The following is a 15,832-nucleotide window of genomic DNA, read 5'->3' on the forward strand; positions in this document are numbered from 1 at the left end:
CTAAGACCGGTCTTTAGCGGCTTCATCCAATCTAGGAAGCTCTTTATCTGTCTCATTCCCCGGCTCTTTTTCCATCTTTTCCCGAATCAAGTCCAGAGCCTGACTGCCCTTGTAATTGGCCATGCAATGAAAGCGCATGCCCTTCAAACCGTCCTCAAACCCACAGACGGCCCTGAACGCGCAGTACTGACATCCATTCTCCTTACCCAGTTTATAGGGATTTTTCTCAATTTTTCCCTCTAAGATATCGCGGCCGATCTGTTCGATTTTATCGTGGACGAAGCTGCCCAGCAGTCTGATATCTTCTTCTGACAAGGCATCCTCACCGGCTGACAGCTTACCGTCCTTATTTCGCCTGGCGCTGATCACATGGGAAGCTCCCGCCCCCTCTGCGGCCAGCTTTTCATCGAGCGCGTTGACGACCAGATCCTCCCGGTTGTAGATCCCGCGAAGCTTGAGCTCGTCAAGGATGTCTTCTTGGATCTCCTCCGGGCCCGCTCCCTCCCTGCTCTTAACCCAGGGCTCGTCAATGTGGAAATAGAAAAGACCGGCCGGATGGGCTTTCTTTTCCCCCCTCCCCAGTTTCTCCAGGGCCGCCGACATGTAGAGCACCAGCTGGATCTGCAGGCCATGGTAGAGGCGGGTCAGATCCAGCTTCTGATTGCCGGACTTATAATCCATTACCTTGACATAGATCCCCTCCGGCGTCCGCATGCAGTCTACCCGGTCAATCTTGCCGCTAAGCTGCAGCTTCTCTCTTTCTCCCAGCTGAAAGCGCATAGAAGACAGCTGGTCCCTTGGACCGAAGGACATCTCAAATTCCTCCGGCACAAAGTCACCGCGTGTCACCTGCTCTCTCAGTGCCCAAATGCTGCAGCGCAGGACAGATTTCATCCGCCGGATCACCTGCGCCTGCCGCCTGTTCTCTAAAAGCTCAGCCCTCTCCATCTGCCCTACGGCATTTCGAAAGGCCTCCTCTAAAAGCGCCTCCGCGTCAGAATCCGAGATCTCCTTCCAGGACAGCTTCCTCTCCTTCATGCGCTTGGAGAAGAACTCAAGGGTCTGATGATGGAGGTTTCCCATATCCAAAAAATCAATCTCCGGCTCCTCCTCCTCCTGCAGGAGGAGACCATAGCGTAGGTAGTACGCGTAGGCGCACCTGCAAAACTGCTCCAGGCGACTGACGGAGCCCTGAATCAGGTCCCCGCTCACACGCTTGATCAGGCGCTCAGAGAGCCTGTCCTGTCCCTGCTCAGAGAAAGCGGTCTTAAAGAGCTCCTCTGCCCTGTCAGTGAAATTTTTGTCCTCCTTCAGCACCTCATAGATTGCGCAGGCCAGTTGTCCCTCCTCCCGCGAGGGCTCTTTCTCAGACAGGCTGCGAAGGGCATCCGGCAGATAGTCCAGAGCCGCCGGGGCTGTCACCAGCCGCTGCAGATCAGCTCTCCCCTCTAAATTCTCCACCCCAAGCCCCGGAAAGAGCCTGCAGATCAGACCGATGAGATAGGACTCCCGCAGGGCGCTGCCGTCACTGCTTAAGCGAGCATAGCTGACGACCAGCTGCTCAGAGGGCTTGGTCAGAGCCAGGTAGAGGTAGAATCTCTGCATAAATGCCCGCTCCCGGTCACCGGGCGCCAGATCAATCTGCTTTTCCCTGAGCTTCTCCCTCTCCGCCTGAGAGAAAAGGCCGCTTGATTCGGCCGACCTGGGAATTGCGGCGTCAGAAGCCCCCAGGACATAGAGGGTCTTGATGTGCTCCAGACGGGTTCGCTCCAGATCCCCGATCACAACGGAATCGAAGCTGGGAGGAACGGTTCCCACGGAAATGGCCCTGAGTCCCGCCTCCAGGAGCTGGGCGAAATCACTGAGAGACATCTTCTCCTCTCCCAGAAGATCAGACATCTTCTCTAGGGTCTCCATCACCAGTCCAAAGACTCTGCTGTGAATTGAGGCAGCTATTTCATCGCCTTCGGCGCGGCAGGCATTTGCCCTGGCCTCCAGTTTTTCCTCCACCTCATGCGCCTGCAGATAAGCATAAATTGCGAGAGCCCGATCTCTGGTCACAGCATTTTCCTCGCACATGGACTGACGAAAATCACTGATGTCCGCGACAATGCCCTTGCGCAGCTGCTCGACGCGAAGCATCTGCTCCTGGCTGAAATTCCTGACTCTGCCGCTGAAGGGACGGCGGTAACGGGCAAAGCCGCGGATACGCCTGGCGTGAATATAACGTTCCAGCAGGTCCGCGTCAGACGGATCGATTCCTGCCAGGCCGCTGCGCAGCTGCTGCATCAAGCTCTCCTCGCTGAAATCCTCCGTGAAAAGAGACAGAGAGGACAGAATAAATTCCACCAGAGGATGAAAGAGAATGTCCTGCTCCTGGTCCAGGTAGTAGGGCAAATCCATCTTATCGAAGATCTGCCCGGCATAATCCGCGTAATCGGACAGATTCGCGCAGACAATGGCGAAGTCTCGATAGCGACCACCCTGATCACGAATCTTTTTCCTGATCTCCTCTCCCGCAAATGCCAGCTCATCCCGAAAGCTGGCCGCGCGTCCCAGGCGAATCTGCCTCATTTTCGGATCTGACTCCCCTTGCGCGCGGCTCGCATTCTCTTTTGCATCTGACTGTGCGCAGCTCGCAGTCTCTTTTGTGTCTGCCTGCGAACAACCCGCAGTCTCTTTCCCGTCTAACCCCGACAACTCTTTCCCGTAAGGTCTGCTCTTTGGGCGAAATAAATTGGCCTCCAGATAAGCCAGCATGGGGGCGGAGGCAAAACGCGGATTTCCTGTCAGACAGACCGGTTCCTCAATAGGACAGCGGTTTTCCCCCGCCAGGCGCACTAAGCCCTCTCCCATCTCCTTGGTCATGGCAAAGAGTTCATAGTCCAGATGAGAACCCGTAATCCGTTCTCCGGGATCCATGGTCAAGGTCACATAAATCGAAGAGGCCAGCCGCATCATCTGTGCCAGGACCTGCTTCTGGATCGGAGTAAAGCCGGTAAAGCCGTCGATGGCAATCACAGCATCCTTGATCAAAGCTGACTGATCCATCAGCTGCGCCAGGCGTTCCAGCACCTCCTCCGCCGTGATATAGCGGCCCTCGATCGCCTCTCGAAAGGCCCGGTAAATCACGGACAAATCCTCCGCTTTCCTGCGAAAGGAGCTTCCCATATCTGTCAGTTCCGCCAGATCCGCGAACTCTTTTGGACCGATCCCGTACTGGGCCATTTCGGTCAGCAGGGATTTGATCTCATCAATATAACCGGGCCTTCGAACATTTCCCCTCAGAACAGTCAGTTCCTTTTCATGCTCCTGGGCCACCCTGCGCAAAAGCAGGTTCTTTCCCGTGTCCTCAAGCACATCGTCAAGCTTGGTTCCCGTCTCTTCAAAGACCCGGTAAGCCAGACGGTTAAAGGAGAGGACATCCACATTCATGATGATCTTTTGAGAGGATCTGGCAACCAGCTCCCTCTGTGTCGACATGGTAAACTGCTCCGGCACAATCACAATAAAGTGGCGCTTAGGCTCTTCTTTGGCCCGGCGCAGAATTTGATCGAACAGGTAGGTTGATTTCCCGCTTCCGGCGCCGCCGATTACCATGCGAAGTGACATGCTCTCATTCCTCCTTGATCAGGTCTGTAAGTGCCTGCGATGTCTGGACGATGACCCGGTTGGCGTCAATGAAATCATAGGGAGTCATCTGATAGACATAATAGTTGAGCCAGTTGCTATAGAGGGCATTGGCATGACTGCGCCACTGCAGAAGCGGTCGTTTGGTCGGGTCGTCAGCCGGATAGTAGTTGACGGGGATCTGCGGACGCATCCCCTTTTTGAGATCCCGCTTATACTCCCTGTCCAGCGTCATGCGGTCATACTCCAAATGACCGAAGTCGAAAATCTGCTTGCCGTCATTGGTCATGCAGAGCAGGATACCGGCCTCCGGAGAATCAGACACAACCACCAGATCCTTACAGGCGCGGATCTCATCAGAATGACACTCCGTCCAGCGGGATACCGGAGCCATGAAGAAATCGTCAAATCCTCGAACCAGCGGGATCTTGCGGTTTTCTACGCGCTGGGGATAGACGCCGGACAGCTTCTCGGACAGTTCGTACTTTTTGATCCCGTAGTGATAGTAGGCTCCGGCCTGGGCCCCCCAGCAGACATGAAGGGTGGATGTCACATGTGTCTTGGTCCACTCCATAATCGTACAGAGCTCTTTCCAGTAATCCACATCCTCAAAGGCCTTCATCTCCACAGGCGCTCCGGTGATGAGAAAGCCGTCGAAATTCTCTTCTTTGATGTCGTCAAAATGCAGGTAGAAGTTATTTAAATGGGACCTGGAGACATGGCTGGCCCTGTGGCTGGCCGTTGTCAAAAAGGTCACGTTGACCTGCAGGGGAGTATTGGACATACTGCGCAGGATATCCAGTTCCGTATCCTCCTTGAGCGGCATCAGGTTCAGAATACAGATCTCAATGGGACGGATATCCTGGTGCAGGGCCCGGTCCTCATCGACCACGAAAATATTCTCACGCTCCAGCCGCCTCTTGGCGGGGAGATCATTCTGTGTACGAATGGGCATAGATGAATCCTTTCGTTAGCGCTCTCTTATATAACCGGAGGATTTATTCTCTCTTGAATTTCCCCTCGATGAGGGCCTTGAGCCCTTCCTCGTCAATCACAGGAATCCCCAGGCTTTTGGCCTTGTCCAGCTTGGATCCCGCGGCCTCACCCGCGAGCAAATAGTCTGTTTTCCCTGAGACGGAGCCGGTACACTTGCCCCCGTTCTTCTCAATTAAAGCCTTGGCTTCCGATCTTTCCATGCCTGGAAGCTTTCCTGTGACAACAATGGTCAGACCCGCCAGAGCCTCTGTTTTCTCCTCCTCCGGCATTCGCATGGTCAGCCCCAGAGCTCTGAAGTCAGCCATCATCCGCCGCTTATCTTCGTGAGCGAAAAAATGCACAATATCCGCCGCGGTCTTCTCTCCGATATCGGGAATCCCCTGCAGGTCTTCAAATCCGGCATGCATCAGATCCATCAAATCAGGATAGACGGCCATTAAAGCCGCGGCAGTCGAAAGGCCGACATTGCGGATCCCGAGGCCTGCCAGAAGACGGGTCGGTCTCTGGGATTTGGAGTCCTCAATGGCTGCCAGGATCTTATCCGTATTCTTCTCTTTTCCCAGGATTCCCCGGCTGATCAGGCTGTCCCTGTGCTCTCTCAGGCGATAGATATCCACATAGGAGGTCAGGTAGAAAGTCTCGCTTCCCGTGATCTTCTCCTGGCAGAGGGCGTCAACCAGCGTTTGTCCAAGGCCGGCGATATCCATGCAGGATCTTCCCGCGAAATACGCGATGGTCCGGGAAATCTGAGCCGGACAGGAGGGATTGACACAGCGAATATCCGCCGTTCCCTCTTCCTGCTCCAGCTCCTCTCCGCAGACAGGGCAGAACTGAGGAGCTTTAAAGACAGCTTTTGGCTCCTTCACACAGCCGTTCAGCTTCGGAATGATCTCTCCGGACTTAAAGAGCTTGTAATGGCCGCCAATCCCGATTTTCATCTGTCGGATATAGTCCTGATTGTGCAGAGTCGCCCTGGAGACGGATGTTCCGCAGAGTCGGGCAGGTCCGCCCGTCTTTACGTCATGAAATTGTCCCGTAAAGGTCAGCTTCCCCGTTCTCCCCACATCGACCAGGATCTGGTCCATCTCTACCACTCTCTCCTCCGGGGGATACTTATAGGCGATGTGTCCCGCGGAGTATTTGGCCCCGGCCGGAAAATCCTTTCGGTAGGCAATCTGGTCAATTTTGACAACCGCTCCGTCGATGTCATAGCCCAACTGATCGCGCATCTTCCCGATCTCCTCGATAGCGGCGATGACCTCTTTGGCATTGTCCGCCCTCTTGTGATAGGTCACGGGAAGCCCCATGGCCGAAAGGCGATCCAGGTTGTCCAGCTGACTCCTCATGAAATGAGGCTCTCCGTCCTGGACATTGAAGATAAAGAGAGCCAGGCCCCGCTTGGCGGTAATCCCGGGATCCAGCTGGCGAAGTGTCCCAGCCGCAAGATTCCTTGGATTGGCCGCAAGGGGCTTTTCATCCTTCTCCTGTCTGGCATTATAGGCCTCGAACCTGTCCCTGGTCATGTAGACCTCCCCCCGCAGCTCCAGATAGGGATCCGTGATCGGAAGCTTGTCCGGCACCTGGGGGATTGCCCTGGCATTCTGCGTGACGTCTTCTCCAATATGACCGTCTCCACGGGTCTCAGCCAGCTCCAGTCTGCCCTTTCTGTAGCGAAGAGTCATGGAGAGTCCGTCTATCTTCTGCTCTACGGAGAATATCGCGTCTGGATGCATCTCCTGCACCTTTTTGACCCAGTCGATCACCGATTGAAAATCAAAGACATCCTCAATGGAGAGCATAGGCACATTGTGCTCTACCTTGACACCTGCCTCCCGCTTCGTCGTCCCTCCGATCTTCTGGCTGGGCGAATCCGGCCTGACCCAATCGGGATGCTCGGCCTCCGCCGCCTTCAGCTGCTGCATCAGCTGGTCGTACTCGTAGTCTGAGATCTCCGTTTTATCCTGATTGTAATAGAGATCCATATGATAGTTGATCTGATCGATTAGCTCCTGGTATGTCTCAAAGGTCATGGATGTCTCTCCTCTGCTTCTCTGTCTCGCCCCTGGATTCCTGTCTATTCCCTCGGTCTATGATTCAAGAGATCATCATCAGGATCTGATGTAGCGGCTGATCGATGGAGAAGCGGCTAAAAGTCGATTCAGTTCCTCTCGTTCCCTCCGGCCGATCTTCCGGTACTCTCCCTCCGGGATCCCATCCAGGCGCAGATTCATAATCCGAACCCTCAGCAGGTCTGTGACCTCATAACCCAGGGTATGGCACATGCGGCGGATCTGACGGTTGAGTCCCTGGGTTAGAATTATGGTAAATGTCCGGTCGCCGGTCTGATGGATCTGACAGGGACGAGTCGTCTCCCCCAGTTCCTTTAAGTAGATCCCGGCTCTCATCCGCCTGACAAAGGTCTCGCTGATACCACGATTTACTGTCACCTGATACTCTTTCTCGTGCCGATTGGCCGCCCTCATCATGCGATTGACAATATCCCCTTGATTGGTCATGAGAATCAGCCCCCGGGACTCCTTATCCAGGCGGCCAACCGGATAGACGCGGCTGGGATATCCGATAAAATCGACAATGTTATTCTTTTCCCGCTTTTCTGCCGTACAGACAATTCCCCTCGGTTTATGAAAGAGGAGGATGATTTCCTCCTCTTTTCCCTCAATGATTCTTCCATTGACCGCAACCCTCTGTCCCGGAAGAACCCTCTGTCCCAGCTCTGCCGTCTGACCATCGATCGTGACCTGGCCCGCGCGAATCCGATGGTCCGCCTCCCGCCTGGAGCAGACCCCGGCATTTGTCAGAAACTTATTCAGGCGCTGACCCGAAGCCGGATCCGCTTGCTCCGGGATCCGGTCCTTTGCTCCGGGTCTCTTTTCTTCTGATGTCATTTCTCTATCTCTTTCTCCTGACAGTTCTCCGTCATCTCCCGGACGAGAGGAAGTCATGCGGATCTGCCCACATGCGCTCCTTTTCGGCAATCCTCCTGGCCTCGGAACTGTCCAGAGCCCTGGCCAGGTCAGCCTCATCCTCGGCGCTCGCCCGGACCAAGTCCTGATCTCGTGACGGCCCTGGCGCAGTCTGTGTCGCCCGCCCGTCCTCGGCGCTCGCCTGAGCCAAGTCCTGATCTCGTGACGGCCCTGGCGCAGTCTGTGTCGCCCGCCCGTCCCCGGCGCACACCCGAGCCAAGCCCTGATCCCTGTCGGCATCAGATTCCTCCGGTTTCTTCTCCCGATAGACCTTGCCGACGCCCGACACAGGGGGCCAGCGCATCTCCGCCTCCTCTCTCATATGAGCGAAACTGGCGTCCTCATCCGGAAATTCATCCAAAATGGGAGCCGCGGGATCCACATAGCCCTCCGGCATCAGCGGCTGAAAGAAGACCACACAGCGGTCCGCGACAAAAAGCGTCAAAAGGGACGGAATCAGCATGGCCACCACGGCAAATTGCGGGAGGAAATAGGCTAAAAGAAAGGGAGCGACAAAGAGAATCAGGCCCAGAAAGGCTGTGGGAAAGTGAAGTCCCATCAGAGCAAAGGAATTTTTGATCCAATTGCGGTTGGTCAGTTCAAAGCGAGCCAGCATGGGAAAACCAAAGAGCAGACAGCCAAAGAGGAAAAAAGCCATCAGAAGGCTGAATGCCTGCAGACCCCGCATGGGCAATCCCGTCAAAAGGCGGCCTGCGGCGAAAAAGTCAAAGGTCAGAAGGGCAAAGAGGGCCAGGCTCGGGATCCAGATCATGGTCGCCTGCTTGAAATTCTCCTTAAAGGAGTGAAAAAAGCCCCGGATCAACTTCACGTCGTGCCCCTGAACCAGTTTCATGGACACATAGTACTTGGCTGTAATGGCAGCCCCGGCCGTAATAATGGGCAGGCTGACCGCCAGAGCCAAGAGATTCAGAAAAAAGACATCGACATAGCGGTTGAGGGAAGTCATCAGTTTTCCCTCAGGTGAGAAAATCCCCATAAGTCTCTCCCAAATGAAGCTTAAAAACTACATCCCCTATTCTAACAGATTCCATCGACTACCGGGGCAAATCCGCATCGTTCACCGGGACAAAGCTCTAAAACAAATTCGACCGGCTACCCATACCGCCGCTGATCAAAAGCAGGCGGCACAGGGCAACCGGTCTCATATCCCTTAAACTATTTCCTGTCTTACAGGAGCAATGTAGACGACTGGATTCGAACCAGCGATCTTCGGAGTCGGAGTCCGATGCGTTATCCAGCTACGCTACGCCTACAAACCATCCGAACGGACTTGCTTATAGTAACGCTAGCCTCAAGCAAAGTCAATCGCCTCCTCCTTTCGTCACTCCTCCTTTCGTTACTTCGAAACTTTTCAATGTAAATGCAACACACTGTTGCGTTTACTCTGGAAGGTCTCTGTGTTGCAGTTAGTCTGACAAATGACTTGTCCAAAGCAGGTTTATCAGGTGCAATGGGATCTACCTTATTGAAGAAATGATATTGTCAATAATGGTTGGCAGATTTTCCTCAAGGATTTACAGCCCTAAACTGCTTCTTGTAAAGATGAATCGTATTGTTGTCTCTTGACCATGGGTGGAAGGCCATCATTTGCGGAACAGATTCGACGGTTATTCCAGTAGCTCATGTAGTAACGCCAGATAAGCTCTTTTAGCTCAGTTACAGTCATCTTCTCGGTGTCATAGCGATCATATAAGAGTTCAGATTTCATTCTCGCCCACATGCTCTCACAACGAGCATTATCATGGCAACGGCCACCATCACTGTTCATGCTCTGTGTTATATGGCAGTTCTAGACGGCTCTACGGTAGCAATCACTGGTGTACTGTACTCCGCGATCGCTATGGCAGATCGCATCTTCGATCTCCGGGTAAGCCTGGTTATCGGACAGATATATTTACAGAATGCCCGGTTATCTTTATATACATAAGCCAGGGCAATGCCAACCGCATAGTAGACTGTATTTCCGATAACAAATGCCCAGAACATAATGCGTTCCATATTTCCGACCTTTGCCAGAAAAAGAACCGCTACAAATATCAAAGATGCCGCAAATATAATGTACCTGATCCAGCCAATCCTTTTTCTCGGCTTTGTCGAAAGCTTGTAAGGCAAGAAATCCAGTACCATCGCTGTCCAACAGGCATATCCGCACCAGCCCCTTCCAAAGAGCAGAGGACCGAATATCTTTGCGACAGCAAAGCACTTTTGCTTAATAAACAGAGATATCTTCCCCTCTATACCTGGGCGCAACAAACAGCAAGAGCGAAATCTGCGGGATATTCCATTCACCGGGCAGATAGATGCTACAGTCAATACGATCTCCCTTGACGTTTTCTGCTATGAATGCATATCGACCGATTTCCTCATTTGCTGAAACCCGCTGGGTATCTCCAATCGCTGTATCCTTAAAAAAGGTATGGAACTCCTGCCAGATGCTCTCTGCATCCTCTGCCCTCAATTCAACCTTGACTGAATAACTTACCCCCGCTTTACAGCGTTTTTTCATGCCGTTTTCATCGGGTCGGCATGTTCTTGTTCTTCCCTTATCATAGAACCAGTCGGCATTTTCCAGTGCAGCTATCTTAGCTGATATGGTCTCCTTGAATTCTTGGATCACCTGAGATAAATAACTGCAAGCCTCTTCAAAAATCTCAAAATCTTTCACCATAAGTCCTCCGTTTTCTCTACCACAGCTCTTGTCAATTTCACCGAAGTGTATGCATCCATTTTCTGCTTCTGAACATAAAAACGGATACTATAAGCCGGACCAGCTCTTCCTGCGATAAGATGAAGTAGACCCAGACGATCGGAAGTCTGAAATATAATCCTGTAAGCAGCGCCAGCGGTACGCCGATCAACCAGGTCCCCATCATATCAATCATCATGATATACTTTGTCTTTCCTCCGCTCCTGATAACGCCTCCCCCAAGTATCATGTTTTGAACCTTTACAGGCATTAAAATCGCAAAGACCACCAGGATATTCGCGCCAATCATGCGAACATCATCTGATACCTTAAACAGCTGAACATATGGATTTTTTATCAGAATCAACAGCAGCGAAAAGGTCAGCGATCCTGCCAGTCCCAGACCACATAACTTTTTGGATTCCTCATAAGCCTCATCATACTCGTTGCATCCTAGTCTTTTGCCGATCAGAATCCCGGCAGCCTGCGACAGACCGCTCAGCGCTCCCATGAATAATCCTTGAACAGTGCCGGTTAATGACATCCCCGCAAGTTCCTCCGTTCCCATGTGCCCATAAACGTATGTGTTAACGCTTTGTCCCACTGTCCATAAAAATTCATTTAAAACAATGGGCAGCAGCATCATAAAGTACTGTGAATATCCCTCCTTCCCGAGCTTTAATGAAATATGGATTCGTCCATATAAGCTGTAAAAACACAGGATGGAAATCAGCGCGCCGGCCACCTGGGAAATGACACTTGCGTAAGCGGCGCCGGCTATTCCAAGACGCGGCGCACCAAAATTCCCGAATATAAAGCAGAAATTTAAAGCAGTATTGAGCAGAGCAGTGAAAGCGCCGATATAAAGTGGCCAGATTGACTTATCCCGACATCGAAGAGCCGTCCCTAAAATAATACAGATGCCCAGCGGAATGTATGTCCAGCAGATAATCCCCAGATATTTACTGCCTTCTATGATTACCTGCGCTTCTGTCGTAAACATTCCCATAAACGGATTCTTAAAAAGGCTAAAAACGGACAAAAAAGTCAGACCAATTACCATGACAAGCAAAAAGTTAACGCAGATGCTTTTTTCCTCTGCCTCTCTGTTATGGCTGCCCATATACTGCGAGATCATGATACCCGTGATCGTACTGATTGCCCCTATGACAAACGCATAAATAAAGCCTGGCTTTCCGGCAATTTCAACCGCAGCAACACTTTTATCCCCCATCTGACCGACCATAACCTGATCGATCATGGAAAAGGAAGATTGCAGCATGGATTGTAAGGCTACAGGTATGGAAATGCGCAGAACCTTTTGTAAAAAGTTCTTATCTGACATCGTATTGCTCCCTCTCATTTCTGTTCCATACTATTTCAAAGCCGCCCATTCCACAACAGGTTAATCGCATTGTTTTTCGAGAGGTGTTGACAGGGTGCATTTTCTACGAGGGGTGTGCATATGATATCGATGCACGGTGCAAGTCACTCTTTAATTTTCTTATTAGTGTTTGTTCATGCATAGAACCATCTAACCCTTAAAAGGACATTCGGATAACAGCCTGTGCATTATTCTTACCTGATCTTCCATCGCTTGGTGTTTTAGCAAAGCTTTTCGCCCTTAATTGGCGGGATACTGAAAAATGTATCTCCTATCTTTACTCTCGCATAAAGTATTCCATCTTTATAAACATATCCATCAAAGGAAGGATACCCATCCAATGTCTCGAGTACTTCATCCGGTAAATAACTAGGATCATAATCTCTTAATGCAGCTGACCCCTTCACTCGCTCTGTTACTTTCGCATTGATTTCTTTTTCATACTTTGCGTAAAACTCACTCCGGTTTGTTTCGTAAAGCGAGAGATCGCCTTCATCGATTTTATAGTACCTGTCATATTCAGCAATCCAAGCAACATAAACGCATAGCATATATTCTTTTATCTCAGGACAATAAACTATTTTAAAATAATGTTCACTATCGATTATTTTGTTTTCTATGGTTATTTCCCCTGTATACATTCTCCTACCATTCCCCATATTACAAATACTAATTAAAGACCATCCTATATGATTTTTCCTGAATCCAAAAATGTCTCTATCTTGGTTGCAATCGGGGTAGATCAGGATGAGTACCGCGATATCCTGGAGGCTGCCGAAGGCATGAAGGAGGACCGCGAACGTTGGAAGAACTTCCTTTTATGGTTGAAGGAACGCGGTCTATCCGGCGTCAAACTATTCGTTGGTGACAAGAAAGTCGAGGATAGCATTGAAGAAACCCTTACATTTATCGATTTCCCAAGTCAACACTGGACCGGGATCTGCACTTCATATTATCTAAACCGGGAGATCAGGCGACGGGCCAGACCGATTGGAGCCTTTCCAGATGAAAATAGCGCCTTGATGCTTGTCTGCGCCAGACTTCGGCATGTAGCCAGTTCTGACTGGGGCATCAAGTGTTACATGAACATAGATCACCTCCGTGAGATGGATGCTGCTCTGGATGATACACTGGCCGGGTAATAGCCGCATACTGAGTGGTCAAAGATGAATTTGCGAAAGAACCTTGCCACCACGAAGGTTCCTAAAAATCCACGTTTTTATTTCCAGTACCCATCTTGCGGATTCCATTCAATAACTGGTTCGTATACATGAGTCAGGAGTGGTGTAACAAATATTTTAATCCGAGTCATTGCATCATTCATGGGAATCTGAATCAAAGCCTTTTTCTTTTTCAGGAACGAGTTCCACCTAGTCTGATGCATAGGATCATGGAGGAAATCATCGCTGAATGCAGCTGTGTCCATAGTCATTTGGGTTTTTCGGTTCGTGAATGTTTCCCTGACGGCATTGTGCAACTCTTCATAGCTGAATGAATACTTTTGTGACAGCACATAAATATCATAGAAATCTTTGTAACGGCTGTTCAGGAAACCGTTTTTGACGATTGCTTCCAGCTTCTCAGCAATCGAAGATTCCAGAGAATAAGCATTCACCTTAGGAGCTTCCATATCCAGGATCACAGGAAATTCCATCTCTATGGCATCCGGGTAAATCACATCACCAAAGCCGATATCAATTCCGATCGGAATCCTTGTCCGGTCCAGGTAAGCGACTGCCGAGATATGCAGTCCATGATACTCTTTAAATTCAGTGATATCTTCCACCGAAATGGAATCAAGATCAAAAACAAGGGAATCATCAATATCCTGCGCTAATATATCACGGAAGACAGACTTCATTTTCTCGGCACTGTTTGAGATACATCTGGCCAGAAGATCAACATCTGTCGTGGCACGCTCATATTTTCTGTCGAAGATGGCATATAGAAAGATGCCGCCTTTCAGGACAAAATGGCCGGCATAGGGAGATACTGAGATCCGGTATATCGCCCGTTCAAGACCATAGTAGACAAGTGCAGCCTGAAATGTACAGCCGGAGCTTACGGCGAAATTCTTCAGCTTTGCCTTGACAGAATCTGCATTCATGAAACAAGCACCTCCAGATAAGTTCTTACAATCGATTCGCAGCGCAGCATTTTGGCATAGGTATACAGCCGATCGATCTGCCGGTCCTGCCTTTTCAGATAATTGCGTAGAACCTCTGACGTTTCCTCGATTCCTATCTTGTTACGGTAGTAAATGATATCAACGACAGTCTTTTCGATATCAAAGATGCGGAAGGAATCGCCGCCCTCAGTAATCTCAGTAACACCGGTGTCCATACGGGAAGGATCAAAATAGAATATCTTGATTTCCGGCCAGCTGGGAAGGGTACTGACTTTCTTTTTCCGATCGATCGCAATATCGACTACATCCGGAAGGAAATTAGTAAGCCCATAATATCGGGCGGCACTCATTAGGCAGATCACACCATCCGGAACATATGCAGCAGCGTTAATAAAATCATTCTCATCGCCTTTATATGAGAGGTTTTCGTATGTGGTCCTGTTAATGCGGTGCAGCTGACCGTTTTCTTCCATCCGGCCGATCTTATAGTAAGAATAACCCCTGTCTTTCAGCTCACCGGTCGTGTAGTATTTCTGATTTTCCTCAAGCGCGATCACAACCATCACCTCCTTGTTTCGGAGTATACATAATCCTGATAAGAATTTTAATTAAATTCGGTAGATAAAAATAATTGCAGAAAATAATTGAAAATATAGATAGGAAGTTCCGAGAACCATACCGGTCTTAAATGCCAGACAGCTACGGCAGGGCGATGAAACGTACGGGCACAATGGTACTTCTGTCCAGCCACAGCCCCGGATGGAACCGGGATCACGCAATGGGGACAGCTGCATCTATTCCCCAACGGTAACAATGGTTCCAATGACGACGTCAATCAAGAAACCGCATCTGAAATCACATTATATTCTCAAGTTTTCAGATTTCATCCGGTATCGGTCGATGGTGGAGGCGGAGCAGGTGCAGACCATCGACAAGGATCGATTGATCCATCGGATCGGACATCTGGATGCCAGGGATATTGCAGGAATCAAAGAAGCCGTGAGGAATTATTTCGGCTTCGATATTCCTGATTGTATCGAGGCTCCGTGAACTATGAAAATTCAATAGTAGTCTAACATTATTTACGTTACCCCAGGGTTTTATTCATAGCCTTTATATTGATTTTCGTCTAACCATTTCAGCCATTTTAAGGGCCTCTTGAGCTTGATATGAATTTTCTCCATACCTTTGCTTTATATCTTCAATTCTTTCTTCGATAGTTACTACATCTCCTGAAGGATCTGTTGTAATATCCATATAATTCAACAACCTAAGCTCAGCCGAATCATAATCTTCTTGAGGGATGCCATGATAGTACACTTCTTTCTTCCGTAGTTTTCCCCCTTCTTCTGCATTTTCAAAATCTTACTGTTTGGGGGTGCGGAGTTCTTCTCTATAGTCTGTCTCTTCTAAGATCTGCCTGACAGGATTCTCGGTTTACAATTCAGCTTCAGATTAATCTTTCAAGAGTATTTCTTCAAATTCTTCCGCTGATACCAGCATAGAAAGAAACTCTTTAAAACTATTGGCAAGTACTTGAATTTCATAATCATATTCTTGAAAACATGCCGATACTTTAGGCTCTTCACCTTCTCCGCATTCACGATAATCTAAATAAATCATTTCATGCCCACCTGATTCTGTATCGGCAATGATAACACCAATATCTCGTGGGTATCCCCATTCTTTAAACCAAAACTCATTACCATATTGACCAAAAAGGGAGTTCTTTTTGGTACTTCCTATTCCTAAAAAACCTGTAATACCAATTTCACTCACTTCATTTCTTTTGGGATTTCCCTTTATCCAATACTTTTTTATTGGTTTCCCACCATTTTGAATTTTCATAAGCTCAATATAAGTTTTAGGGAACTTATATCCCAGCTCCTTTTCACTGAATGTAATCATTTCATCCGTAAGTGATTCTTCCACATAGTTTTCGGTATAATATTTGCTCGTTTCCCAAAAGTTTTCCATGGTAACCCTCTTAGAAATTCAAATTT

13 protein-coding genes, 1 tRNA gene and 3 pseudogenes are annotated in these 15,832 nt (G+C 49.6%); 2 read left to right on the top strand and 15 right to left on the bottom strand.

Annotated elements, in window-relative coordinates; translation table 11 throughout:
• The 11 genes and pseudogenes from GCWU000342_RS01625 to GCWU000342_RS01670 form a co-directional block, all read right to left on the bottom strand.
• Nucleotides 1-3,612: a PD-(D/E)XK nuclease family protein gene (locus GCWU000342_RS01625; RefSeq protein WP_045000121.1), complete on the bottom strand. Its 3,612-nt coding sequence runs from the start codon at nucleotides 3,610-3,612 to the stop codon at nucleotides 1-3.
• A gap of 4 nt (nucleotides 3,613-3,616) precedes the next feature.
• Nucleotides 3,617-4,585 carry a homoserine O-succinyltransferase gene (locus GCWU000342_RS01630; protein WP_006905446.1) on the bottom strand — a complete coding sequence of 323 codons (969 nt, stop codon included), beginning with the start codon at nucleotides 4,583-4,585 and terminating at the stop codon, nucleotides 3,617-3,619.
• Between the two features lie 43 nt (nucleotides 4,586-4,628).
• On the bottom strand, nucleotides 4,629-6,656 hold the full coding sequence (gene ligA / locus GCWU000342_RS01635) for an NAD-dependent DNA ligase LigA (RefSeq protein WP_006905447.1): 2,028 nt from the start codon (nucleotides 6,654-6,656) through the stop codon (nucleotides 4,629-4,631).
• 78 nt (nucleotides 6,657-6,734) lie between these two features.
• Nucleotides 6,735-7,532: a pseudouridine synthase gene (locus GCWU000342_RS01640; protein ID WP_006905448.1), complete on the bottom strand. Its 798-nt coding sequence runs from the start codon at nucleotides 7,530-7,532 to the stop codon at nucleotides 6,735-6,737.
• A 31-nt stretch (nucleotides 7,533-7,563) separates the two neighbouring features.
• Entirely contained in the window at nucleotides 7,564-8,607 is a 1,044-nt protein-coding gene (locus GCWU000342_RS01645; RefSeq protein WP_006905449.1) for a YesL family protein, read from the bottom strand.
• Nucleotides 8,608-8,810: 203 nt separating this feature from the next.
• Nucleotides 8,811-8,884, bottom strand: a tRNA-Arg gene (locus GCWU000342_RS01650).
• A gap of 269 nt (nucleotides 8,885-9,153) precedes the next feature.
• Nucleotides 9,154-9,504, bottom strand: a pseudogene (locus GCWU000342_RS10965) (IS3 family transposase); the annotation flags it as partial.
• 2 nt (nucleotides 9,505-9,506) lie between these two features.
• Nucleotides 9,507-9,830 (bottom strand): annotated as a pseudogene (locus tag GCWU000342_RS10970) (4Fe-4S binding protein); the annotation flags it as partial.
• A gap of 10 nt (nucleotides 9,831-9,840) precedes the next feature.
• Nucleotides 9,841-10,299, bottom strand: coding sequence for a hypothetical protein (locus GCWU000342_RS10735; protein WP_006905453.1), 459 nt, complete (start codon nucleotides 10,297-10,299; stop codon nucleotides 9,841-9,843).
• Nucleotides 10,300-10,336: 37 nt separating this feature from the next.
• Nucleotides 10,337-11,662 carry an MATE family efflux transporter gene (locus GCWU000342_RS01665; RefSeq protein WP_242649961.1) on the bottom strand — a complete coding sequence of 442 codons (1,326 nt, stop codon included), beginning with the start codon at nucleotides 11,660-11,662 and terminating at the stop codon, nucleotides 10,337-10,339.
• A gap of 260 nt (nucleotides 11,663-11,922) precedes the next feature.
• A complete protein-coding gene (locus tag GCWU000342_RS01670; protein ID WP_045000123.1) occupies nucleotides 11,923-12,342 on the bottom strand; it encodes a hypothetical protein in 420 nt (139 codons plus the stop codon).
• Nucleotides 12,343-12,402: 60 nt separating this feature from the next.
• Here GCWU000342_RS01670 and GCWU000342_RS01675 point away from each other — a divergent pair.
• Nucleotides 12,403-12,843: pseudogene (locus tag GCWU000342_RS01675) on the top strand (transposase); the annotation flags it as partial.
• 77 nt (nucleotides 12,844-12,920) lie between these two features.
• On the opposite strand, the gene GCWU000342_RS01680 reads toward GCWU000342_RS01675, so the two are convergent.
• A complete protein-coding gene (locus GCWU000342_RS01680; protein ID WP_006905457.1) occupies nucleotides 12,921-13,808 on the bottom strand; it encodes a nucleotidyl transferase AbiEii/AbiGii toxin family protein in 888 nt (295 codons plus the stop codon).
• The gene (locus GCWU000342_RS01685) at nucleotides 13,805-14,392 is read right to left on the bottom strand and encodes a type IV toxin-antitoxin system AbiEi family antitoxin domain-containing protein (RefSeq protein WP_006905458.1); all 588 of its coding nucleotides are present in this window, start codon (nucleotides 14,390-14,392) and stop codon (nucleotides 13,805-13,807) included. The genes GCWU000342_RS01680 and GCWU000342_RS01685 overlap by 4 nt, the downstream gene beginning before the upstream one ends.
• A 250-nt stretch (nucleotides 14,393-14,642) precedes the next feature.
• Here GCWU000342_RS01685 and GCWU000342_RS01690 point away from each other — a divergent pair, with 250 nt between their 5' ends.
• Nucleotides 14,643-14,879 (top strand): type II toxin-antitoxin system PemK/MazF family toxin, encoded by a 237-nt coding sequence (locus tag GCWU000342_RS01690; RefSeq protein WP_006905460.1) that lies wholly within the window; start codon nucleotides 14,643-14,645, stop codon nucleotides 14,877-14,879.
• Nucleotides 14,880-14,942: 63 nt separating this feature from the next.
• On the opposite strand, the gene GCWU000342_RS01695 is transcribed toward GCWU000342_RS01690, so the two are convergent.
• The gene (locus tag GCWU000342_RS01695) at nucleotides 14,943-15,149 is read right to left on the bottom strand and encodes a hypothetical protein (RefSeq protein WP_006905461.1); all 207 of its coding nucleotides are present in this window, start codon (nucleotides 15,147-15,149) and stop codon (nucleotides 14,943-14,945) included.
• Between the two features lie 135 nt (nucleotides 15,150-15,284).
• Nucleotides 15,285-15,806, bottom strand: a complete 522-nt coding sequence (locus tag GCWU000342_RS01700; protein ID WP_006905462.1) for an SMI1/KNR4 family protein — start codon at nucleotides 15,804-15,806, stop codon at nucleotides 15,285-15,287.
• Between the last annotated feature and the right edge of the window lie 26 nt (nucleotides 15,807-15,832).

Source organism: Shuttleworthella satelles DSM 14600, assembly GCF_000160115.1.
Taxonomy (GTDB): Bacteria; Bacillota; Clostridia; order Lachnospirales; family Lachnospiraceae; genus Shuttleworthia; species Shuttleworthia satelles.

Excerpts from the sequence above, each read along its gene's own strand:
- GCWU000342_RS01625 (WP_045000121.1), bottom strand. The coding sequence starts at position 3,612 with ATGTCACTTCGCATGGTAATCGGCGGCGCCGGAAGCGGGAAATCAACC.
- GCWU000342_RS01630 (WP_006905446.1), bottom strand. The coding sequence starts at position 4,585 with ATGCCCATTCGTACACAGAATGATCTCCCCGCCAAGAGGCGGCTGGAG.
- ligA (WP_006905447.1), bottom strand. The coding sequence starts at position 6,656 with ATGACCTTTGAGACATACCAGGAGCTAATCGATCAGATCAACTATCAT.
- GCWU000342_RS01640 (WP_006905448.1), bottom strand. The coding sequence starts at position 7,532 with ATGACATCAGAAGAAAAGAGACCCGGAGCAAAGGACCGGATCCCGGAG.
- GCWU000342_RS01645 (WP_006905449.1), bottom strand. The coding sequence starts at position 8,607 with ATGGGGATTTTCTCACCTGAGGGAAAACTGATGACTTCCCTCAACCGC.
- GCWU000342_RS10735 (WP_006905453.1), bottom strand. The coding sequence starts at position 10,299 with ATGGTGAAAGATTTTGAGATTTTTGAAGAGGCTTGCAGTTATTTATCT.
- GCWU000342_RS01665 (WP_242649961.1), bottom strand. The coding sequence starts at position 11,662 with ATGTCAGATAAGAACTTTTTACAAAAGGTTCTGCGCATTTCCATACCT.
- GCWU000342_RS01670 (WP_045000123.1), bottom strand. The coding sequence starts at position 12,342 with ATGTATACAGGGGAAATAACCATAGAAAACAAAATAATCGATAGTGAA.
- GCWU000342_RS01680 (WP_006905457.1), bottom strand. The coding sequence starts at position 13,808 with ATGAATGCAGATTCTGTCAAGGCAAAGCTGAAGAATTTCGCCGTAAGC.
- GCWU000342_RS01685 (WP_006905458.1), bottom strand. The coding sequence starts at position 14,392 with ATGGTTGTGATCGCGCTTGAGGAAAATCAGAAATACTACACGACCGGT.
- GCWU000342_RS01690 (WP_006905460.1), top strand. The coding sequence starts at position 14,643 with ATGGTTCCAATGACGACGTCAATCAAGAAACCGCATCTGAAATCACAT.
- GCWU000342_RS01700 (WP_006905462.1), bottom strand. The coding sequence starts at position 15,806 with ATGGAAAACTTTTGGGAAACGAGCAAATATTATACCGAAAACTATGTG.